The following is a 21,968-nucleotide window of genomic DNA, read 5'->3' as shown; positions in this document are numbered from 1 at the left end:
TATTATTAACCCATTACTGAACGCTACATGAAGACCATTACTGAGTTTCCAACTAAGGTGTCAATGTTATGTACTCAAGCAATCCAGCTGAACAAGTCAAGCCCACCATTCAAAACCGCCACGCGCTAAACTTGGACAGCTCGCAGGCCATCAGAACCGCATTTTTTATCTCAGATGGTACGGCGATTACGGCGGAGACGCTGGGCCGCGCGATCTTAAGTCAGTTTTCCTCGGTTCCTTTTGAGACCAGAGTTTTGCCTTATGTCGATAGCCTAGAGCGTGCTGAGGATGCGGTTGAGCAAATCAATATGGCTTATCAGCGTGATGGTTTGCTGCCATTGGTGTTTGATACCATCGTGAGCCCCGAGATTCGCGAAACAATCAACTCAGCGCACAGCTGTAACTTGGATATGTATGAGGGGCTGATCGGCCGCGTCGCAGAAGAGACTGGGGTAGAGCCAGACGGCCATTCAGGTCATGCTCATGATGATGTCGACTCCGAGACGTATAAAGAGCGTATCGACGCGGTACATTTTGCCTTAGATAACGATGATGGGGCGCGCACCCGCCATTATAATGCTGCCGATATTATCTTGGTAGGGGTATCACGTTCGGGCAAAACACCGACGTCACTATATCTCGCGTTACAATTCGGTATTCGCGCCGCCAATTATCCATTGACCGAAGATGATCTGTATGACAATCAATTACCAAAACCCCTGCGCGAACACAAAGACAAGCTGTTTGGTTTACTGATTGATACCGATCGCTTGGTCAAGATTCGCCAAGAGCGCCGCGCGGGCAGCCGTTATTCGAGTTATCAGCAGTGTCAGCAAGAGCAGCGCGCCATACAAGGTATTTATATCACTCATGGCATCCCAAGCCTCGATGTCTCTGAGATGTCGGTAGAAGAGATTGCCACGCGTATCTTGCAGATGACGGGGCTAAAACGCCGCATCGGTTAGAATGCTGAGCGCTCACATTTTATACCTCCAGATTTATCACACTATCTTTATCAAACGGTCATTTTATATAGAGAAGATTATGCGTTCACTTTATCAAGCCAAAAAAACAACTTTATTATTAGCAAGCGTTATTAGCGCCGCGACGCTATTGAGTGCCTGCCAGACGTCGCCATTTGCTCGTGAGCCTGTGCCTGAGCCGCGTTATATTCCGAGTATTGTGCTTGGTGACGCTCAAACGCTCACCATTATGCCCAATCGTGTCGCCTGCGCCTCAGCGCTACCGATGCAATGCTTGCTGGCCAAATCTAGCAAAGATGGCAGTGTGTTTCAGATTCCTTATGACTGGATTGATGATTTTGCGCCAAGCCTTGGCACCGAATACGTCATCAGTGTACGGCCACAGATCGACGAGGGGCAACAACGTCTAACGGGTCACTGGACGTTGCAAAATATCCTATCTCAACGTATGGTAGGCACCCCTTAGAGCTATGATTAAAGCTATGATAATGAGAAGATCCATGACGCCGTTTCATGGGCGATATGATACATACATTAATATATAAAGAGGACATAATGGGAAGTAAAAAACCAAGCGATGCGACCAACGATGTTGATGAAGATACCCATACCGAAGTATCTAACAAACAAAGCGCGCCTATACCAAACCCTGAGCACACCAAAGGTAAAGGTAGAAAAGAGAAAATCGAGCAAACCCACGAGCAAGTCACCGAAGACATCATGCATCATCCTGACTTGGTCAATCCGCTCGATGATACTCGTATCGATATCAAAACTGGCTTTACCAAAGACTCGCGTCGTCTAAAGGGCGATAAGCATCAGTATGAGTATGATGTAGTAGTCTTAGGGGCGGGTCCTGCTGGTGAAGCGGCGGCCATGAAGCTGACCAAAGCGGGCAAAAAGGTGGCGGTGATTGATCCGCGTGAGCAGGTCGGTGGTAATTCAACGCACGTCGGCACCATACCGAGTAAAGCGCTGCGTCAATCGGTGTTTAACTTGATCAACTTTCGCCGTGATCCCATGTTTACCAAAGCGATGGAATACAAGCAAGTCCCGCTCAATGAAGTGCTGGCCAAAGCGCGTCAAGTGATTCGCCGGCAAGTCAACACCCACACGCGTTTTTATGAGCGCAATCGTATCGAAGTGATTAATGGCTGGGCAAGCTTCGTCGATGCCCATACTCTGCGCGTCGAAACCGATGACAATATCTTTGAGACTGTCACGTTTAACAAAGCCATCATCACCGTCGGTAGCCGCCCTTATCGCCCAGATATTCTTGACTTTAACCATCCACGGGTATTTGACTCTGACAAAATCTTGCAGATGGACTATGTCGTCAAAAAAATCATCATCTATGGCGCAGGGGTTATCGGCTGTGAGTATGCTTCTATCTTTACCGGTCTTGGCTATAAAGTTGACTTAATCAATAACCAAAACCAGCTACTGAGCTATTTAGATAGTGAAATTAGCGATGCGATTGCCCATGACTTTAGGCAGTTTGGTGTTCTGATCCGTAGTAATGAAGAGATTGATTATTTAGAAACCCATGATGATTATGTGGTCTTGCACCTAAAGAGTGGCAAACGCATCAAGTCAGACGCGATCTTGTGGTCCAATGGCCGTTCAGGCAACACAGAAGGCCTAAACCTAGAGGCCATCGGTCTTGAAGCCAATAGCCGAGGCCAGCTAAAAGTCGATGATACTTACTGTACCGAAATCGACAATATCTATGCAGCCGGCGATGTGATTGGCTGGCCGTCTCTGGCGTCGGCCGCTTATGACCAGGGGCGCTGTGCGGCAGCCTTTATGGTCGGTGACAGTGATGCAGAGCCTGTATCAAGTGTACCGACTGGTATCTATACCATTCCTGAAATCTCTAGTATCGGTAAGACAGAGCAAGAGCTGACGGACGAAAAAGTCCCTTATGAAGTAGGTCAAGCATTCTTTAAACATCTGGCGCGGGCACAGATCATCGGCGAGCGCTCTGGTGTATTAAAGATATTGTTCCACCGTGACACGCTGGAGATTTTGGGTATTCATTGCTACGGCAATCACGCCTCAGAGATTATCCATATCGGTCAAGCGGTGATGAAGTGCAAGAGCAACAACACCCTTGAGTACTTTGTAAATACCACCTTTAACTATCCAACGATGGCTGAAGCGTATCGCGTGGCTGCATTAAATGGACTAAACCGCGTTTTTTAAAAATGACGCGCGACGTTCAGTCAAATAAAAAAGCGCCTGTTTATGATTAGCAGGCGCTTTTTTTATGACATTTTTAGATGAGCTGCCTTTTAGACTATAATCAATTGAAAATAAAACTGTTATATAAGTTTAAACGCGCTACTGGTATAAATTTTACTTGCGTGCTGCGTTCCCAGAGGCTGCGCAAAATTCATCCCAGTAGCGCTATATTCTTTTTAGAATGCATCGGCTATAGGGAGTGTCCTCATTTTAAAAATGGCGATAAAAATGAGATAAATCGCCGTCAAACAAGGAAGATAGCGCAGATAATATCGAGATATTCGTCAGCTATTTGACACCGTTTGGCCAGATTTAACCATTTTTAGCCCATTTAGATGGCTATCGATTGAATTGAGGACACGCCCTAGAAAGCTTTTAAACGAGCCGAGCCGCTACGAGACTTGCCTGCGCTTTGGCGCACTATACCAGCGAAGCCACACAAGTAGCGCAAAATACAGCGCCCATAAGGCCGCTAGCGCATAAAACCCAGTCGCGACCTGAGAGATACTCGCGCCCATTTGGTTTAGCTGGACTGAGGTATTGATGGCGGGCGTGGTCGGAATAAACCAGCGCACTATTTGTAAGAAAGTAGGCAGCTGGTCGGCAGGCCATGGGTAGCCGCTGACAAAAAACATCGGCAATGAGCTAAAAATCAAAATCTGCATACTGCGCTCACGCTGACGAAACCAAAGCCCAAGTAGGCAACCAAGTGTCGCCACTGCCGGACAAAACAGTAAAAGAAACAGCAGGCTGCCGAGCATATTTTGCCCGCGTGGGTAGTGATGTAGCTCAAACGCCCAGCCATAATAAAAACAGCCGATCAAAAAGCTCAGTGTACTAAGCGCTGTGATACGCCCAAGCCAGCCGCTGATGCTGGTCTGATGCCGCCGCTGCTCATACCAAGTACCAATGAGCATGGCAGTGGCCATAAGTAGTGTTTGCTGCAAGATGATAATAGAAACGGCGGGCACCACATAAGCGCCATAGCCTTCTGTCTGGTTGTATAGCGGGACAATCTGTAGCGGTACGGCCTGTGCGTTTTGCGCGGCTGTCGGGGCATAGGCACCTTGCGCGACACTCTTTTTAATTTTGACTCCAGCGGAGACCGTGCTAACCGCTTTTAAAAATCCCATCTGCACGTTTTTGTTGAGCAAAAAATAACCGCCATTACCAAGAACACTGACACTAGCTGCTTTACCCGACAGCACGTTTTGCTCAAGCCCACTTGGGATCACCATATAGCCTGCAATCTCATCTGCCCAAATGGCTTCCTTAGCGCTTTGTTCGTCTAAAAACCGTCTGGTGTCGAGCTGCGGGCTGGCGCTAGCATAACGAACGATAGTGCGTGATAAGTCGCTGTTGTCTTTATCAACGATACCGACTGGCACATGATTGACGACCTCCGATGAGTATGGCCACGGATAAAAAAAGCCATAGATGATGGGGGCAATAATCAGCATCAATACAATGCCTTTGTCCGTAAAAACGTCTGTTAGGGTCTGAAAAAAGCTTGCAAAAAAGCCTTGCGCTGGCGGCTGCGTGACTTTAGCGTTATGGTCTGTTGATAATGGCGGCATTAGCGTGCTCCCCAGCGTTCAGGATGTGCCAGTGCACGTTTGGTGAGTAGGGCAGTCAGCATCATAGCGACGACAGTGGCGATGGCAAGGCCGTAGAGTATCGGCAGGGAGATGGCGACAGGCGCTTGCATCTGCATCTGCGCGATATGTAGCTTGAGATAATGGGTAAGTGGCAGGGCATCTGACCAATGCTTGGCACTGTCACTGATGGCAATATAAGGAAAGGTCACGCCAGCAAAGGCATACGAAGGCGCGGAGATAAAACCAGTGGCAGACAAACCCATACGTAATGAAAAAGAGCCTAAAGTAAAAATAGCGCCTAGCCAAAACGATAGCATCATCAAAAGCAGTAAGCCAAGATAAGTGGCAAAAAAAGCGCTGCTCGCTACGGACTCTTGCGGCGTGGCCAGCCACAGCGCCAAGATAGACCAGAGACCATAAGCCAGCATCGGCCAAAAGTACTTACCCAACAACCCAAAAAGTAAAACACCCATGTGCACGCTCGGCAGCATAGATACAGGTTTTTGATTGGTGTTGCCCTTAGCGGTACTATTTGGCAGCTTAGCTGCAGGTTGACTGAGCGCGGCTATATTTTGCACAGTGTTATCAGCTACATTGTTATTCACATTGCCACTAATATTGGCACTAATGCTGCCACTAAGATTGTCATAAGCCTGAGCAGAGGCGATAAAACCATACCAATGGCCAAGCTGCTTATCTCGTAGCTCACGGCCGATGGTCGTGGCACCGATGACCATGGCCAGTATGTGTAATAGCGCCGGTATCACGGTAGAGGCCAAAAACTGCTGATAGTCGGTGGCGGCATTAAACAGACTGATGCGTTGTATGCTGATTGGCGAATAGGCGATTGCCGCTTGTGATGGTGCCATGCCTTGTTTGATCAAGCGCTGAATCTCAACGCCTGCCGAGAGAGTACCTGCGACTGCCTGCACACCAGTCTGAATAATACCTGAGTGCGTGCCATACTGGGCATTTACTTGTAAAATAAGCGGTGCGGATTTGCTCGATAAGATATTGCGCGAGAAGTCTTCAGGGATGATGACAACAGCGTAGATATCACGCTGCAAAATAGCCGCTTCTGCCTCTGCGGCTGAATAATACATCTGTCTGACGCTCAGCGTTGGGCTGGCATCAAGATAGCGCACGGCGGTATTGGCCACTGGGCCATTGTCTTGATCAATGACCCCAATAGGCAGGTTGGTAATCTGAGTCTGCGAAAATATCCACCAAATCAGCAAGACGGTGAGCAAGGGAATCCATACCACCATGGTCAAGTCCCATGGGTTTTTGTGCAAAAACCGCCGCTCATAGGCGGCGCTACGTATAAAAGCCTCACTTAGCTGAGTTAGGCGCATGGCTTACTCTTGGCTCATGGTGGTTGGGTCGATAGGTACGATGACACTCATGCCGGAGCGGATACGGGCATCGGGAACAGTCGGGCGAGCCTTGACCTCAAAGGTGCGCACATCAAAACCATCATCGTTATTGGTCGGTCGCCACGTGGCAAAGTCGGAGAGGGTCGAGGTGGCATAAACGGTAAATTGTTTGTTGTAGGGCTTGCCGGCAGAAGATAGCGCTGGGATGGTGCCCGTAAACACTTGACCGATGGCAAATTGATTGAGATGCGACTCGGTGACATTGAGTACCACCCACTGATCGTCGGTGTTGACCAGCGTCAAGATTGGCACTCCTTGACCGACGACTTCGCCTGCGCTTACGATGACATTATCAACGATACCAGCAATCGGACTTTTAAGATTGGCTTCTTCTTTTGCGACCAAAGCCTCGTCAAGCTGGGCATCAACCTGCGCCACTTGTGCGGTGGCCGCTGATTTATCCTCACTGCGCGCACCTTCTAGTGCCAAGTCATACTGCAGCCGCGCCGCTTCGGTCTGATCTTTGGTGGCCAGATACTGCGCATAAGCTTCATCGCGTTTTTGCCGTGCCATCAAGCCTTCTTTATAAAGGCGGTCGACACGCTGATAGGTGTTTTGTGCCAAATCAGAGGCGGCTTTGTTGGCCTGCCATGCCGCTTTTGCCTGCGCAATCTCTTGCGGGCGCGCGCCGTTTTCGGCTTTATCCAACTGGCTTTGGGCCATTTGTTTGCCTGCCCTTGCTTGAGCGATCTTGGCATTGATCTCAGGCGAGTCCATTTCAATCAGCTGCTGGCCGGGTGTGACCTCATCACCTTCGGTAACTAAGATTTGAGCGATGCGCCCTGGCACCTTTGCGGCGATAGATGTTTGCTGCATTTGCATCTGTCCTTGCAGCGTCACAAGCGGCGGCTCACTTTGCGCGGTGCTTTTGTATAGGCCGTAGGCAATGACAGCAATGATGATGAGTGCCACGCCAGCCAGTAGGGCTTTTTTTCGCATGGCGGCATTGTCTGACTTTGGCGTACCGCGATAATAATCGGCCGCGGCTGGTGCTGGGCTGTCATCAGGCGTCTCTTTTACAGACTCCGTTGGCGTCTGTGCATCATGAGGCCGCGCTGATTCATCAGAATCAGGGAGTTTGCGTGAGTCGTCTGATTCGTTTGGAAATTCAGTCATGACGGTGAGAGTCCTAAAGCAACAAAGTTGAAAACAAAGAGAATATTAATACACACGAATCGCATAAGGCTTGGCGTTTGCGTGAGTCGTCTGATTCGTTTGGAAATTCAGTCATGACGGTGAGAGTCCTAAAGCAACAAAGTTGAAAACAAAGAGAATATTAATACACACGAATCGCATAAGGCTTGGCGTTTTCGATCGTCTCAGCGTTAAAAATAGCACCAAAGGCGACGATAAACGCTGAATAATACAGCCATAGCATAATGACCACAGCAGCCGAAAGCACGCCAAACTCAGCGCTATAATTATTAAAGTTTTGCACATACAGCGAAAACAATATCGACAGCACAATCCAAAGGACGGTCGCTACCAGCGCACCTGGTACCAGTTTTTTTAGCGCGACTGCGTCCCGATTGGGCGCTAATCGGTATAAACCCAAAAAGCATAAAAATATAATGCCTGCCAGTATCGGCCATCTGCTCCAAAGCGCCACTGTCTTGGCGACTTGCGGGAAGGGCAGGTAAGTGGCGGCAACAGGAATAATCGCGATAGAGGATATGGCTATAATCAAAACCACCACTGCCGCCAAGGTCAAACCAAGGGCGCGTATAGTGCCTTGAATAAAACCGCGCTCTTGGCTGATATGAAAGGCCAGATTGATAAGAACGATTAATGACTTAACCCCTTTGGAGCCTGCATATAAAGCAACTAAGGCTGAGACAGTCAGGCCAAAAGTGAGGGTAGAGGCGGTGTTAGAGACCAGATCGCTTAGGCGCGAATCTAAGACGTCATATACCGTATCAGGTATAAAGGGGCGTAGCAGTGATATCTGCTCTTGCATCTCGGCGGGCGAAAACGCCAAGCCGTACAGCAGCACAAACACAGCCATGACTGGAAAAATCGACAAAAAACCAAAATAACCAACGCTTGCGCAGTGTGCCCAGACGTTTGAGGTATTGGCAATACGCCACGTCTCTAGTAACGTCTGTCGCCAATTGCGGGTCGAGGTAGCAGTCAGATTTTTCATAAAACAATCATTCACACTAAAGGTTCAGGTTAGGTGTCTCTATCAGCCATGTTAAGTAAATGACGGTAGCTTACTTAAGTCGTTGTGATTTTTTTCGCTGTGTTTTTTTATTGCTGAGTATATAAAGTCGGCAATTGAATGTCAGCAGCATTGAGGTAAGCATTGAATGCCAACGGTGTGCCGCAGCTTTGCATCAAGGCGGCCAGTGCTTGTACATAGTCATGTGCTGCTTGTGCCTGCTCGGTACGAGCTTTGAGCGCTTGCGTTTGTGCTTGTACCACCTCTATCGTGGTATTGACCCCTTCTTGTAATCCCAAACGGCGTAAGCGCAGCACCTCTGCGGCCAGATCTACATTGCTCTGCAGGGCTTGATAGCGTGCTTGGGCATTATTGACATCATGCCAGTTTTTTTCGACCAGCAGGAGTAAGTTGTCACTGACCTCGATCTCAGACAAGTCGGCTTGACGAATCTGCGCGCTACTAGAGGCCAGTGATGCGGTTTTGTCGAGCCCGCCCCACAGTTTCCAGCTGGCAGAGATACCAGCGACCCAGCTTGGGTCTTTTTCAACTTGCCCGTAGCCATAAAGCATGACCGTCGGCTTGTAGCCTGTATCGGACAAGGCATGTAGCTGCTGCGCCTGCGCGCGCTTGGCCGCAACTTTTTGTAGCCCTGGGTGATTGTTGAGCGCCAAGTCCTGAAAGTAGCTGACATCAGGCAACGGGTGGCTGGAAACAAACAATGGCGTAGTGGGCTTGATACGGTAGTCAGTGCGTAGCAGTCTTTGTAGTGCAATCATCGCAAGGCGAGCATCGTTGTTGGCTTTGACAGCTTCGCTTTTGGCATCTGCCAGCGCCGACTGTGCCTCTAGTCTATCGACATGAGAGATAAAGCCTTCTTCATACAAGCGCTCGGCCATATGGTCGGTCTGTTTTAGCGTGTCATACGCATCGTCGCGCAAATAGGCGGCAATGATGGCAAGCTGCGCTTTAAAATACCGCTCGATTAATGTGTTATATAGTGCGTTTTTATCCAGTATGCTGTCTGCGAGTGCTTCTTGGGTACGGGCGCGGGAGGCTCCCGTTAGAGCTGCGGTGCGTCCGGCGGTATAGATGGGCCACGCCACGCCTAGGCCAGCGCTGGTCGTCTCGCCTGAGCGCTTAAAATCATAAGAGTCCGGCAGGCGCTCGCCGACGAGCTCACCGAAGTTTGGCAAATCTGGGACAGGCGGCGGGACAATGCCATCGACGCTGTTATTAATCTCATTGACAATGCCGCTTCTGAGTGAAGACAAATCGATATCCTCATCGACGTGGTAGGCGCTGGCTGAAACGCGCGCAAACACCAGTGGGTTGTCTAAGGTTTTGAGAGCGTCGGTTTGGTATTCACTGGCGGCGATGGCTGCATCATTGGCCGCGATCTTGGGTGAGACTTGCAATAAGATATCTTGTGCTTGCTCAAGGCTCAAAAAACTAGACACATCCAGCGCATAGCTGTTGTCCACTGTCTTGTGCGTGATGGGGTCGATAAGCGTACTTAAGGGCTTCGTGGCACGCTTATTGTCATGATTCATCACACTGTGTGCGATGCGGATGTCGTCGGTTGCCTGAATACGCGCCGCACTATCCTCTGCCTCAACGATTTGCGTGATGGTTGGTATCTCATTTTGAAAGCCGGCGTGGCTAGGCGCTGCCGTGGGGTCTACACGAGTGTCTGTGTTTGCATGGGTAACTATCGATGCACTCATTAGAGTCACCGTCATCATAGCAATAGAGAGAGCCGATAAAGCAAATTTCATAAGTCACATAAGCCGTTAATAAGAGTGCAAGGTATGATTCAAGACCATCAGACCTATAAAAAAGTACACTAGTATACAGGTTGCTACGGGTATGACTGCGTATCGCAAGCCGGCAGCAGATAGCATTGTACATTTATTATAGACTATTCATCCAAAGCAAATAAGTGAGGATGTGCCCTATTACGAACACACTGTAGAGCCTCAATCGTGACGGGTCAATACTCAGTATTTTGATTTTTTCTATTGTGTATTAAATAGCGCTATGATAGACAATCAGCTACAGTAAATAAATAGACATCAAACCGCGCAAAAGATGGCTATACATATGGCAAGCAGTGCCGGCAAAATACCGCGCTATAATCAGTATCATAAGCCTAACATCAAAAATAGAAGACTTAGCGTTATATAGAACATATAGTCAGTTGAACATGAAACTGTTATATAAACTTAAACGCGCTACTGGTATAAACTTTACTTGCGTGCTGCGTTCCCAGAGGCTGCGCAACCTACGTTTAAAAATAGCATCCCAGTAGCACTATGCGCTTTTTAGAGTAAATCGACTATACTCAGAATAGGACAGACTCAGGACATATTGTAAACTGAGCTGACGATTATTTAGCATATCAGCAAAAAAGGGGCAGGTAATGGCAGGATATATATTGGCCTTGGACCAAGGCACGACATCGAGCCGAGCGATACTCTACGACGATCACGCCCGCCCTATTAAGATGGCGCAGCAACCGACGACCTTGCAAACACCTAAGGCAGGTTTTGTAGAGCAAGATGCCCAGCAAATTTGGCAGACGCAGATTAGCTGTGCGCACGATGTGATCAACCTCGCAGGCCTGCTGGCCACCGATGTCAGTAGCATTGCCATCACCAACCAGCGTGAATCTATTGTGATGTGGGACAAACAAACCGGCAAGCCATTAGCGCCAGCGATTATTTGGCAAGACAGGCGTACGGCCAGCTATTGCAAAACTCTGGCCGCTGAACCTGCAAGTCGCGGCGAGTCTGACAGCGGTGCACGGAGCAAAAGCGCATTGAGCAAAGTTGCGGTTAGCGACACGGGTCTCAATAGCAGCGCGCAGCATGGCATGGCAGAAGAGGTGCAGCGTCTGACAGGCCTGCGCCTCGATCCATATTTTAGTGCCAGCAAAATCGCTTGGCTGCTCGAAAACAACCCTAAGCTGAGCGTGCGCGCCAGTAGAGGTGAGATAGCGGTGGGCACCATCGATAGCTGGTTGATATACAAACTGACTGGTGGTGCGCATGTCATCGATGTGACCAATGCATCTCGGACGTTATTGTTTGATATTCATAAGCTGGCATGGTCAGAAGTGCTGTGTGCCCGTTTTTCGATACCCATGAGCATCCTACCCACCGTTTTGCCGTCTGACGGAGATTTTGGCAAGACCAAAAAAGGCCTATTTGCCAAGCAAATACCTATTCAGTCGGTATTGGGCGATCAGCAAGCGGCGCTCTTTGGCCAAGGCTGTCTGGACGCGGGTATGGCCAAAAACACCTATGGGACTGGGTGCTTTATGCTGATGAACATAGGCAAACAACCAAAAATCAGCGAACATAAACTGCTGACCACCATCGCATGGCAGCGAAAAACCAGCCCAACGCGCCCAGATAACTTATCATTTGACCAAATCGTTCAGTCAGGTATGCGCCTATTACAGCCACCAAAAAAAGAAGTGACCTATGCCTTGGAAGGTAGTGTGTTTATGGCAGGTGCCATTATCCAGTGGCTACGAGATAATTTGGGTATGATTAAGACAAGTGGTGAAGTGGAGGATTTGGCACGGCAAGTAGACAGTAGTGAAGAGGTGGTACTATTGCCAGCTTTTACAGGACTTGGCGCGCCTTATTGGCGCTCTGATATCAGCGCCAGTATCACTGGGATGAGCCGCGGCACTACTAAGGCGCATATTGCTCGCGCAGCGCTAGAAGCGGTCGCTTATCAAACCTATGACGTGCTGATTGCAATGCAAAAAGACAGCCCCCATCCGCTTACAGAGCTCAGGGTAGATGGCGGCGCGGCCAATAATGATTTGCTGATGCAGTTTCAGGCAGATCTACTGGATGTGCCAGTGCTGCGTCCTAGGGATACAGAAATCACCGCAAAAGGTGCAGCAATGCTCGCGGGTCTAAAAACAGGGCTGTATGATGACGCCACGATGCAAGCGTCTTGGCAAGTAGAGCGTATATTTGAGCCGAGCATGTCGGCAGATATGCGTGAGCAGCATCTGAGTAAATGGCAGCAAGCCATCAAACGATCCTTAATGCCGCTATAAAACAACACGCCCTAATGATATAGACAATTAAGGAGACGATAAAATCAATAAAGGAGTATTACTGAAACCCTGAAACGGCCGTACATGACCGTGAGAAAGATACAGGCTGTAACGTAAGGCAATCTGAAGTGGGACAGAGTTTACATAACGCGTCTATCGAAGCTTATCCATAAATTCCTATACTTTAACGGTATTCACAAGTCCGCAATCTTAGCGGTCTGAGTAGTTAAAACATAACAAATAATTTAAGGATAATATTATGAGTAACCATGACGGTATCGATCGCAGTGAAGTAAAACACATGTCAAAAGAGTCTAAAAAAGACCTAAACGCAGACATCATCACCGGTGAGCCAGGCTCTCATCCTGTCGGCACAGGCGTTGGCGGTGTTGGCGGTGCAGCAGCGGGCGCAGCTATTGGTACAATGGCAGGGCCGCTAGGGACACTAATTGGCGGCGCGATTGGCGCAGTCGTCGGTGGCGGCGCCGGTCATGCAGCCGCAGAAGCGATCGATCCTACACGTGAAGAAGCATACTGGCGCGCTGAGTATGCCAATGCAGACTACTATCGTGAAGGTCTAGATTTTGATCGTGATTTGCACCCAGCATATGCAGTAGGCTACGCCAATCGTGCGCGCTATCCAGCCGATGCGCGTTTTGAAGACCACGAAGCTGACTTAGAGCGCTCATGGCACGAAGTAAAAGGCGAGTCTCGCCTAGAGTGGAATGATGCTCGCCGAGCCTCACGCGATGCATGGAATCGTGTTTCTTAATTGGCTTCTTTATAAGGCACTAAAAATCTTATAAAAACTTATCAGAAATACAAATAAAAAAGCGTAACCGTCTAAAAACTAAGCAGTATTATAAGAGCTTACTATGACGTTACAGCAGAGAGTTTAATTGTACATTAGTTTCTTTCAATCGCTTTTATTTATATTATTTATGTTATTTTGAGGCTTCCGAAGGCATCTTTGGAAGCTTTTTTTATGAAAAAAGTTTATTATTTATGGATGTTAATGAATATATCAGACATTACTATAATAATAGGGAATATATGAATAATAAGGCTGATAATCATCAATTTTATATCGCGACCGCAAACTTATTGAATTTTGCAAATCCCAACCGCATTTATTATGACAATGCCCCTGCTTATAATGATACTAAATACAATCATAAGCTACGCGGTATCAGCGAATTATTGGCGAAGGCTCATGCCGATATCATCGCTGTACAAGAAGTTTGGGATAGTGCCGCTTTAGTAGCGCTGGCGGCGTCTTTGGGTTTTGAGGCAAAGCACGTCATCGCACCGCTGGCAAGCAATGATGCGGCCAGCCCTTATACCCAAGGGCAGGGTGCCCAAAAGACACCAGCAGTAGGCATGATCAGCCGTTTTGAGCCGTTAGAGGTCAGTTTGTTACAGGATGTGGCACCGAAGGCGGTGCTTGATGTCCCTGATGTAGGCCTCTATCAGCGCTTTAATCGGCCGCCGCTGATGGTGCGCGTTGATGCTTATGGTCAGCCAATCACCATTGTCACCGCGCATCTAAAAAGCAAACGTGCTTTTTTCTTGCGTGATGAGGCCGGTAACTTGCTAGAAGATATGGATGACCCTAATATCAGGGTCCGTGCCAAGCTACGAAGTCTTTGTATGCGCGCGGCCGAGGCGGCTTCGATTCGTATGTCTATCATTGAGCGTTTGCAGAATACCCGTGAGCCGCTGATTTTGTTGGGTGACATGAATGATGTGACGAATAGCGTCACCACGCAGCTGATGACGGAGACGGGCGAGGTCAATTATGATAAAAGCATGCGCGATGTCGCACTATTTGATGCTGCCCGTATTCAAGCGCGTTATGGCTGGATGAAAGATGTGGCTTATACTCATATTTACCAAGGTATGCCAGAGGTCATCGATCAATTATTTGTGTCAGAAGAGTTCTTACCTGATAGCAAGTTTTCGCTTGGTCAGGTAGAGCGGGTGGACTATTTTAATGATCATTTAAAATGGGATTATGCAGATAGGGTCATCGATCATGGTATTATAAGAGCGAAAATCAAACTAAATAATTAGCAGTATCATACAGTTATGTCGACATTGTTATGTTGTTGACTCATATATCATTTTTAACCCACTAAACTGCCTTGCTTGATAGTATACAAGCGTTTATGATGCCTCCTTATTGAAAGGGGTGGTGATGATAGCAATGAATTATTGTTAGTCAGTCATCGTTGTTTTTTATTTAAGACCAAACTTTCAATAAAGACCGTATTTATAAAATAGGGCGTAACATTAAGAGACTTACAATGAGCGAAAATAAAGACGAAAAGATTGAAGACGTATTGGTAGATTCGGAGCTGGCAAAAAAGCTGGTGCCAAATAAGTTTAAGTTTACCAGTCAGCAGGGTCGTGCACGCCGTCAAAAGCTATTGGCTGGTGCCAAAAAGCTAAGCGAAACCCATGCTATTAACGATATTACCCTTGCAGCGGTGTGCGAAGAGGCAGGTATTCCGCGCGCATCTGCTTATCATTTCTTCCCTAATATCGAAGCGATATTTTTAGCGTTGCGTTTTTTGAACGCCATCGAGATATTAGAGATGGTGGAGACGGTCGATATTGGCAATTACGACAGATGGCAGGGGTATTTGACCGCGTTGATCGATAAGTGCGTGACAATCTTTCATAATGATGAAACCAAAGCCAAGCTGATCTATGATACCAACACGCCTGATTTTGAAGGAAACAGTTTCGGTGAAGATATCGATCATCAAATCATAGACTTAGTGTATAAGCGCTTATCAGAGCGCTATGAGATGCCGAATTTTGATGATATTCAAGACACGTTATTGATTGCTTATAGCATCGTTAATGCGATATTTACCTTGTCTTATCGTCGCCACCAGACCATTACGGATGACTATATTCAAGAAGCAAATACGGCATTTATCGCGTATTTACGTTGTTATCTGCCAGAGAAATTACCGCGTAAAAACCGTTAATGTATTTTTTAGAACCAAAAAAAAGCCGACATATTTGTCGGCTTTTTTTGGTTTTAATGTTGGCTAAAGCTCTGTGAGCGCCGGTTATGATTGATTCGTTTAGGGACTGGGTGTTAATACTTGTCCGCGGCAGACATCGTCACTGGCATCTAGAGGTGCATACTGGTTGTAGTAGTTGACGATAGATTGTTCTAAAGCCACATTGGTCTGCGCATCATGGACATTAATATAGGCTTCACGTGCTTGCTCAAGCCAGCGATCGGCCATGCGAAAATGAATTCCTGACTCTCGCCAGCCGCGCTGACATTGATTGGTGGCCGCCCAAATCAGAGCCACTTCGCTAAACGCCATCTCACGCGGGGCAACAGCGATGCCGTCACTGTCTTTGAGGGCACTTATAGTTGCCCATAGGTCTGGTCGCATCAAGGCAGACATCGCAGGGATGTCTTGATATAGGTGGATATCTTTTTCTGTGCCATTCTTTAATGAGTGCAGTATGGACTCTGCCGTTTGGGCAGCGTAGGCACCAGCGGTAGAGCGGCTATTGATACTGTCCTGATGAATGGCGTAGTTCAGCCATGCTTGCGCTTTGTAGGCCCAGTAGCGCTGGCGTGCTGTCTTATCCGCTTGCTGATAGGGTTTTACCTGTGTGAGCATACAGCTCAATGCGCGCTGCTGAGTACTTTGGTATTGATAAGACGGGATGTGATTTTCTAAATTGCTATGGCAGTAGTCATTACTTATCAGTGTGTTGGTTTTGACACGGTCGCTTGCTGCCAATGCTGATGAAGCAGACGTGAGTAGCAATACTGCGGACAGTGCCGTATAAAAAGAGCGTTTATAGGTAGCTACTGTGCTGGCAGACTTCGACATATTACAACCCTTGTATTCAGGCAATCGGTTTTATTTTTTAAGTATTTGTCAATATCAGGACATACCCTAATCACTATATCAAACGTTTATCAGTATATATGAGCCAACTGAAAAATATCAGTACAGTAATAAAAAAATTGCCGCAGCTCAGAGCGACGACAATTTTGTCAGATTATAGCGTCGCGTTGCTCGGCAAACGCTTATTTTTGCGTGGGTCTTCGCGTTTGAATAAATCCTCATCAAACTTAAAGCGTAATCTGAAGTATGCGCCTTCTTGCGTACTGTCGTCATAAGCGATATCTTCATCCTCAAAACCCATAAAGTTATAACCAAGTGATAACCAGAGGTTAGTCATCGGGCTGTAGCCGACTTCTGCCCCAAGCATATATGACATATCATCGGTTTGCTCATTCCAGTAAGTCCCAGCTTGTAGACCTATATCCCAGCGCTCGCTGATGTCATATAAACCGCGTGCATAGGCAGCATGCGCGGTGTTTTCGCTGACGATATCATCAGCGTCGTATTGGGTATATTTGCCCGCATAGCGACCAGAGAGAGTAAGGGCGCGCGTTGGATGGTAGTTGCCGCTCCACGACCATATTGTTGTATCTTTTTGATATTGGTCAGTGCCAGTAGCATTGTCGTCTAAACGGTACTCAAGTTTTGCTAGCATGTCTAGCTGATTGCTATCATAGTCGCGATAGGCAGCGCCTAACTGAAAACGGTTGATGGTGCGATGGCCATCATCATAGTCGACCTGTGAGTAGATGTCCTTGGCAAGTAGGGTAATATCATCGGTATAACGATAGGCGATGCCTGCACTTCCTAATAAGGTGTCGCTGGTTTCGCCCCAACGTTTCTCAAAGCGTCCTGAGGCTTTGTAGTTTTCTTTGGCTAAGTATTCGACGCCAATGCCCGCTGCGGTCGCCGTATTGTCCGTATCGCCTTCTAGTGATTCGACGCGCTCAAATAAGGTGCTTAGGGTCAGACCTTCTTGCACGTACCATTTGTTTTTAAGACCGATAGCGGCTTCGGCTTCGCGCGCACTGATTGCATCACGCATGCGGTATTCGCTATAGACCTTGCCATCCTTCATGTAGGTAGCATCAAAGCCAGCAACAGTACGTTGGCGCTCGTCTGTATCATCAAGGCCATAACTGCCAGATAAGCTATTGATTAAGTCGTGACGCGCATACAAGCGACCGAGGTTACCCAGCGCTGTCTCACCGCCGATGGACGTGGCATTACGAGAGCTGTTTTCGATATCTTGCTCATACTCTGCAAATACCAAGCTATTATTTAGCTTGGGCAGGCGAGAGGTAATACGAGCACGAACGGTCGTACCTTCGATGTCTTTATCCGCATTGCTAACACCATTCAGTGCTGACTGGTTGACAATGTCATCGTTAAATAACGTATCGTCAGTGACGTCTACGACATCTGTGGCAGCTTGAGTGTTGCGTGAAGCGGCAGTAGCATCTTGCTTGTAGTAGCGTACGCCAATCTCACCGACGACATTTTCACTCAGACGCTGCTCAATACTGGCTTGTACACCTTCACGACTAGCGTCAGTAGTGTGATCTTCTGTGCGTACGCCTTCTAGTTTTAAGGCGGTGTTTTTATCATTAAAGGTATGAGTGACTTCTACGCCAGACTCCGTACGCCCAGCAGTAAGTGGTGATGCACCAGTGACAAACCCTGTATCGGCATCATGATAATAGGCTTTGGCACGGGTACTTTTCTTGTCGTCATAATCAAGCTCCACTCTGAAAGCGTCGCCTTCGACGTCATTGCCAGTAAGCTCAGTATTATTGATCTGATTGCTAGGGTCGTAATTGGGATTTTCTGCTTTGTTTTTGGCATATTCAGCGACCAGTTTTAGCTTATTGTTAAGTTTAATAACACTGTTAACACTGGCAAGCTCTTCTTTATTAAGTGGATCATCACTATGGATATAGCTACCACCGATAGCGACTTTTTTGGTCAGTTGTTGCTTAGCGGCCACACCACCAACCCAGTATTTTTCGCCACCTTCATCGACCTCTACCGTCACCCGTAGGTAGATCAGGTTACCATCGATATCGAGACTGGCAATTGGCGATTTTAGATATAAACTGCGGCTAATCGGGTCGATTTCATAATCGGCAAAGCGGGTCAGTGTTTTGCGGCTGATAATAAGCCCTGAGTTGTTTGCATCACGAATGATGACTTCGACCGTCTCTGAGTTTTCAAGTACCGCATCAAAGTCTTCGCCAAGTGGGTAGGGGCCTGAAATACCAAGACCACGCGTTTCATTGACGCGTTGTGAGGTGCTGGTTTCAGCAGCAAAGGCGGTAATACGGGTATTATCGTCCTCAAATTGCGCTTTTAGACCAGTCAAGGTGCGATTGTACTGACCAAGCTCAATCCCTTCATCGTTGTCGATTTGGGTTTTTAGATCACCGTACATCGCAAACGAGCGGCCTTTATCGACACGTACATAAAGCTTGCTGGTCGATTGGGCATCAAAGCCTTTGGCTGATGAGTCGCCATACACAGGATAATACTCGCCCGGCTCGATATCACGGAATAGGCGCTCGCCTTTTTTGTCACTATCATAGGCCAGTGTCAGCAGATAATCGCCGCGTACTTTGCCTTTTAGGAACATCGCCGCACGACCAGTGGCTGAATAATCATCATTGCCTGAGATTTCATGCAGCTCTTGCTCGAACGCGCCTTGTGCGTCTGTGATATTGCTGCCATCAAAGTCTTTGAGAGAGATAGCACCTTCGACGATACCCACAGCAATGAGTGGACGCAGCTTAGCCGTGAACTGTAGTGGGATAATTTGTTTACTACTACCCGTATCGATGACCAACTCACCTTTGCCTGGTGCGCTTGGTGCGATGACTGGTATTAATAGCTCACCACCTGATACAGTAACTTGGGTACCGGCTTGATCTTGGCTGCTGTCTTTCAGATTGATACGACCGATATTAGTATCAAGTGTAAGAGAAGTAGTACCGATATAGGGGCGATTGTCGCGATCTTTTAGACTAATAACAACCTGATATTCGCTGATACCATCTGCTGGGACTAATTGTGCTTGCGTACGATAATCAATCGCTTGCAGACTATCAGGTGTTAATACGGTGATGGTCTGCTCGGAAATAGTTTTGCCATTGATGTCAGTTGCCACACCACGTAACGTATTGCGTCCACGCTTTAGGTCAACCGCATAATAGTCAAAAGCCATTACATTTTGCTTTTCTTGCTCAGCAGTTTTACCGACTTGCTGCTCTGATATCGCTTTGCCATTGGCGTATAGAGTAAATATTGAACCAAGTGGTGCTTGTACCTGTACCATCTGCTTGTAAGTACTGAGCTGTTGACCTTCGCTCAAGTTGATAAACGAGACATCGTTATTGGCAACTTCTTTTAAATATTCTTCGAGCTCTTTTTCTACTGGAGGTGTAACCGTTGTCACGGCCATGTCTACACGATTGGGCGCATCCCCAATCATATCGTTGACAATAGCAGAATCACAGTTGTTACCAAGGTCTAGATCGTCATTGATATTGCAGCCGCTAGCATCGACATTATCAGTCGTGTCGGCATCATAGTTTGGCTCTAATGTTAGCGCTGTTTTTACCGCTTGCTCTAGCGTATTATTCTTAGCACTCACTGATTTGCTACGAGCGATTAGCTCGGCGTTCAGACGCTCAGTACTATCGCCCATGCCGCCCACAATCGCAAAATCTGCACGATGTAGCTCGCCATATTTCAAATCGACAAAACGGCTGCCAGCATCACCCGCATTACGGTTGCTTTGGGTGACCAGCTCTGTTTCTCTAGGGATCGTCGTGCTATCTACTTTTAGTACGTGTGTTTTGGCACTGACCCCATAAAAGTTGTATTTACCTTCAGGGTCAGTAACGATGAAGTTGCCGTTCTCCATATAGATACGGACGCCAGCAACGCCAAGCTCGCCATCTTCTTTTTGCTGGATACCATCGCGGTTGATATCGTGGTAGACCTTGCCGATGATGATGCCGTCAGTATTCATGACGCCGCGTTCTACGTCGATTTTCCACTGTGCTTCTCTTGATACTAAGCTTTGGCCTTGCTCGTTGTTAGCAACTGCGATTGCACGGTTGATACCATCACCACCTAGTGATGAAGCACCGACAAGCACACGATAAGTGATTTTTTTACTTTCGCCATTTGCCATGTTTCCTAAGTTCAATACCTGATATTTACCATCAGCTTTAAACTCGGTGGTCTGTGCTTGGTTGATATCAATATCAGTCGTTGGACTAACACGTACACTGCTATCGACATAAGCAAAACCGCGTGGTAATGCGTCTTTTAGCTGTACATCGTAAGCAGTAGCGTTACCATTGTTCGTGATATTGATGGTGTAGCTGACATAATCGCCGAGTTCAGCACTTTTTACGTCACTTTCCTTTGTGACAACTAAAGCTGGGTTGTCATCGACGATATTAATTTGTGAGCTTAGATCACTGATACGTACGGTGAAGTCAGACGCGTTCGGCAGTTCATCAGCACCAGTACCAACCGAAGGGGCGATACAAGCATCTAAACTGGCAGTCAATGTGTCGCTGTTCAAGGTTTGGATAAGCTTATCATCAATAGCGTTAGCGTTATTTTGAGTGGCTGCTGATAGCTGATATTTACCTGTGTTATTACCGGTTTCTATAGCTTTAAGTGAATAGCTATCTCCAGTTTTTGGTGATTTGATGGTTACCCATACTTGATCAGGCTTGTCAGTTTGTACATTACATTGCGCATAGCTGGCACTGATATAAACGTCATCATTAATTTGTGAAATCGTTTTGCTTTCATCAAATTTAGGAGTGGTGAATTTGATACCAGATTCGATAATGACTAAACTATCGGTCGCACTCACGCTGGTCACTGACGGGTCTTCTAAGACAACTGCACCAATCTTAATGTCAGCAGTATCTCCATCCTTACCATTAGCATCTGATAGAGCTTGTACAATAAACTGAATGTTTTCACTCTGACCAAGCTTGATTTGGGCACTCATGTTATCAAGAACCAGTTGTGTATCACCACTATCGACAATGCCATTTTTATTCAAGTCTTGATAAACTTTAAGGTTAGACAAAGAAGGTGCTACATCAAGCGTCAGCTCAATAGTCTGATCACTATAGCTAGTATTACTAAGAACATTAACCCAATTCACCAGTGTATTGGGTGCGACAGTACGCAAGGGTTGCTGAGTTAAATTAATACCGTATTCAGGTAAGGCAGAGGCTTTGACTTGAACTTGGTTTGAAATGCTATTCTGTTTGATAGAATTGACGTCATAAGAAGCATTAGCGATGTTGTTGATAGTTTGTACGAGAGTGGTGGGCGCAGCAAACGCCATATTTGATTGCATAAGCAACATTGCAGCCGTCAGCGCAGAGATCTTCGCTGTATGCAACGTAATACGATTAGACGGTGTCATTAAAGATTTAGTCATATGTCGCTTATCCAATAAAACATAAAAGGGTCGGGTAGTAATTCTCCAGCTTGGCTCATCAAAATCAATTAGGTCAAGCTGGAGCGTTAGTCTATAAGCGTC

14 protein-coding genes are annotated in these 21,968 nt (G+C 47.2%); 7 read left to right on the top strand and 7 right to left on the bottom strand.

The genetic code is table 11. The features are described 5' to 3' along the window. The first annotated feature begins 68 nt into the window (after positions 1-68). The 3 genes from ppsR (at position 69) to sthA (ending at position 3,188) form a co-directional block, all read left to right on the top strand. Positions 69-965 (top strand): posphoenolpyruvate synthetase regulatory kinase/phosphorylase PpsR, encoded by an 897-nt coding sequence (gene ppsR, locus ACNFVB_RS08760; RefSeq protein WP_192995369.1) that lies wholly within the window; start codon positions 69-71, stop codon positions 963-965. 79 nt (positions 966-1,044) lie between these two features. After that, entirely contained in the window at positions 1,045-1,449 is a 405-nt protein-coding gene (locus tag ACNFVB_RS08755) for a DUF4377 domain-containing protein (RefSeq protein ID WP_430737237.1), read from the top strand. Between the two features lie 89 nt (positions 1,450-1,538). Next, entirely contained in the window at positions 1,539-3,188 is a 1,650-nt protein-coding gene (sthA, locus tag ACNFVB_RS08750) for a Si-specific NAD(P)(+) transhydrogenase (RefSeq protein WP_430737236.1), read from the top strand. 431 nt (positions 3,189-3,619) lie between these two features. On the opposite strand, the gene ACNFVB_RS08745 is transcribed toward sthA, so the two are convergent. From ACNFVB_RS08745 to ACNFVB_RS08725, 5 genes are all read right to left on the bottom strand, one after another. Beyond that, positions 3,620-4,804 carry an ABC transporter permease gene (locus ACNFVB_RS08745; protein WP_430737235.1) on the bottom strand — a complete coding sequence of 395 codons (1,185 nt, stop codon included), beginning with the start codon at positions 4,802-4,804 and terminating at the stop codon, positions 3,620-3,622. Further along, positions 4,804-6,180 carry an ABC transporter permease gene (locus ACNFVB_RS08740; RefSeq protein ID WP_430737234.1) on the bottom strand — a complete coding sequence of 459 codons (1,377 nt, stop codon included), beginning with the start codon at positions 6,178-6,180 and terminating at the stop codon, positions 4,804-4,806. The genes ACNFVB_RS08745 and ACNFVB_RS08740 overlap by 1 nt, the downstream gene beginning before the upstream one ends. 3 nt (positions 6,181-6,183) lie before the next feature. Further along, positions 6,184-7,377, bottom strand: a complete 1,194-nt coding sequence (locus ACNFVB_RS08735; RefSeq protein ID WP_430737233.1) for an HlyD family secretion protein — start codon at positions 7,375-7,377, stop codon at positions 6,184-6,186. Between the two features lie 160 nt (positions 7,378-7,537). Then, positions 7,538-8,404 (bottom strand): YihY/virulence factor BrkB family protein, encoded by an 867-nt coding sequence (locus ACNFVB_RS08730; RefSeq protein WP_288999633.1) that lies wholly within the window; start codon positions 8,402-8,404, stop codon positions 7,538-7,540. 107 nt (positions 8,405-8,511) lie between these two features. Further along, entirely contained in the window at positions 8,512-10,149 is a 1,638-nt protein-coding gene (locus tag ACNFVB_RS08725) for a TolC family protein (RefSeq protein WP_430737232.1), read from the bottom strand. A gap of 695 nt (positions 10,150-10,844) precedes the next feature. On the opposite strand from ACNFVB_RS08725, the gene glpK reads away from it, so the two are divergent. From glpK to ACNFVB_RS08705, 4 genes are all read left to right on the top strand, one after another. Next, positions 10,845-12,503, top strand: coding sequence for a glycerol kinase GlpK (gene glpK / locus ACNFVB_RS08720; RefSeq protein WP_430737231.1), 1,659 nt, complete (start codon positions 10,845-10,847; stop codon positions 12,501-12,503). Positions 12,504-12,762: 259 nt separating this feature from the next. Continuing rightward, the gene (locus ACNFVB_RS08715) at positions 12,763-13,275 is read left to right on the top strand and encodes a hypothetical protein (protein WP_288999630.1); all 513 of its coding nucleotides are present in this window, start codon (positions 12,763-12,765) and stop codon (positions 13,273-13,275) included. A 281-nt stretch (positions 13,276-13,556) separates the two neighbouring features. Next, complete coding sequence (locus ACNFVB_RS08710) at positions 13,557-14,576, top strand: endonuclease/exonuclease/phosphatase family protein (protein ID WP_430737230.1); 1,020 nt, start codon at positions 13,557-13,559, stop codon at positions 14,574-14,576. Between the two features lie 233 nt (positions 14,577-14,809). Next, positions 14,810-15,502 (top strand): TetR/AcrR family transcriptional regulator, encoded by a 693-nt coding sequence (locus tag ACNFVB_RS08705; RefSeq protein ID WP_430737229.1) that lies wholly within the window; start codon positions 14,810-14,812, stop codon positions 15,500-15,502. A gap of 99 nt (positions 15,503-15,601) precedes the next feature. Here ACNFVB_RS08705 and ACNFVB_RS08700 read toward each other — a convergent pair whose 3' ends face one another. Both ACNFVB_RS08700 and ACNFVB_RS08695 read right to left on the bottom strand, forming a co-directional pair. Then, complete coding sequence (locus tag ACNFVB_RS08700; protein ID WP_430737228.1) at positions 15,602-16,375, bottom strand: hypothetical protein; 774 nt, start codon at positions 16,373-16,375, stop codon at positions 15,602-15,604. A gap of 172 nt (positions 16,376-16,547) precedes the next feature. After that, on the bottom strand, positions 16,548-21,866 hold the full coding sequence (locus ACNFVB_RS08695) for a hypothetical protein (protein ID WP_430737227.1): 5,319 nt from the start codon (positions 21,864-21,866) through the stop codon (positions 16,548-16,550). Positions 21,867-21,968: the final 102 nt, after the last annotated feature.

Origin of the sequence: Psychrobacter sp. VH5 (assembly GCF_050572635.1) — a bacterium.
Taxonomy (GTDB): Bacteria; Pseudomonadota; Gammaproteobacteria; order Pseudomonadales; family Moraxellaceae; genus Psychrobacter; species Psychrobacter celer.
The sequence above is the reverse complement of the archived record's forward strand: the minus strand, read 5'-3'. Positions and strand labels throughout refer to the sequence as shown.

Coding starts and splice junctions, on each gene's coding strand:
- ppsR (WP_192995369.1), top strand. CDS start 69: ATGTACTCAAGCAATCCAGCTGAACAAGTCAAGCCCACCATTCAAAAC.
- ACNFVB_RS08755 (WP_430737237.1), top strand. CDS start 1,045: ATGCGTTCACTTTATCAAGCCAAAAAAACAACTTTATTATTAGCAAGC.
- sthA (WP_430737236.1), top strand. CDS start 1,539: ATGGGAAGTAAAAAACCAAGCGATGCGACCAACGATGTTGATGAAGAT.
- ACNFVB_RS08745 (WP_430737235.1), bottom strand. CDS start 4,804: ATGCCGCCATTATCAACAGACCATAACGCTAAAGTCACGCAGCCGCCA.
- ACNFVB_RS08740 (WP_430737234.1), bottom strand. CDS start 6,180: ATGCGCCTAACTCAGCTAAGTGAGGCTTTTATACGTAGCGCCGCCTAT.
- ACNFVB_RS08735 (WP_430737233.1), bottom strand. CDS start 7,377: ATGACTGAATTTCCAAACGAATCAGACGACTCACGCAAACTCCCTGAT.
- ACNFVB_RS08730 (WP_288999633.1), bottom strand. CDS start 8,404: ATGAAAAATCTGACTGCTACCTCGACCCGCAATTGGCGACAGACGTTA.
- ACNFVB_RS08725 (WP_430737232.1), bottom strand. CDS start 10,149: ATGAGTGCATCGATAGTTACCCATGCAAACACAGACACTCGTGTAGAC.
- glpK (WP_430737231.1), top strand. CDS start 10,845: ATGGCAGGATATATATTGGCCTTGGACCAAGGCACGACATCGAGCCGA.
- ACNFVB_RS08715 (WP_288999630.1), top strand. CDS start 12,763: ATGAGTAACCATGACGGTATCGATCGCAGTGAAGTAAAACACATGTCA.
- ACNFVB_RS08710 (WP_430737230.1), top strand. CDS start 13,557: ATGAATAATAAGGCTGATAATCATCAATTTTATATCGCGACCGCAAAC.
- ACNFVB_RS08705 (WP_430737229.1), top strand. CDS start 14,810: ATGAGCGAAAATAAAGACGAAAAGATTGAAGACGTATTGGTAGATTCG.
- ACNFVB_RS08700 (WP_430737228.1), bottom strand. CDS start 16,375: ATGTCGAAGTCTGCCAGCACAGTAGCTACCTATAAACGCTCTTTTTAT.
- ACNFVB_RS08695 (WP_430737227.1), bottom strand. CDS start 21,866: ATGACTAAATCTTTAATGACACCGTCTAATCGTATTACGTTGCATACA.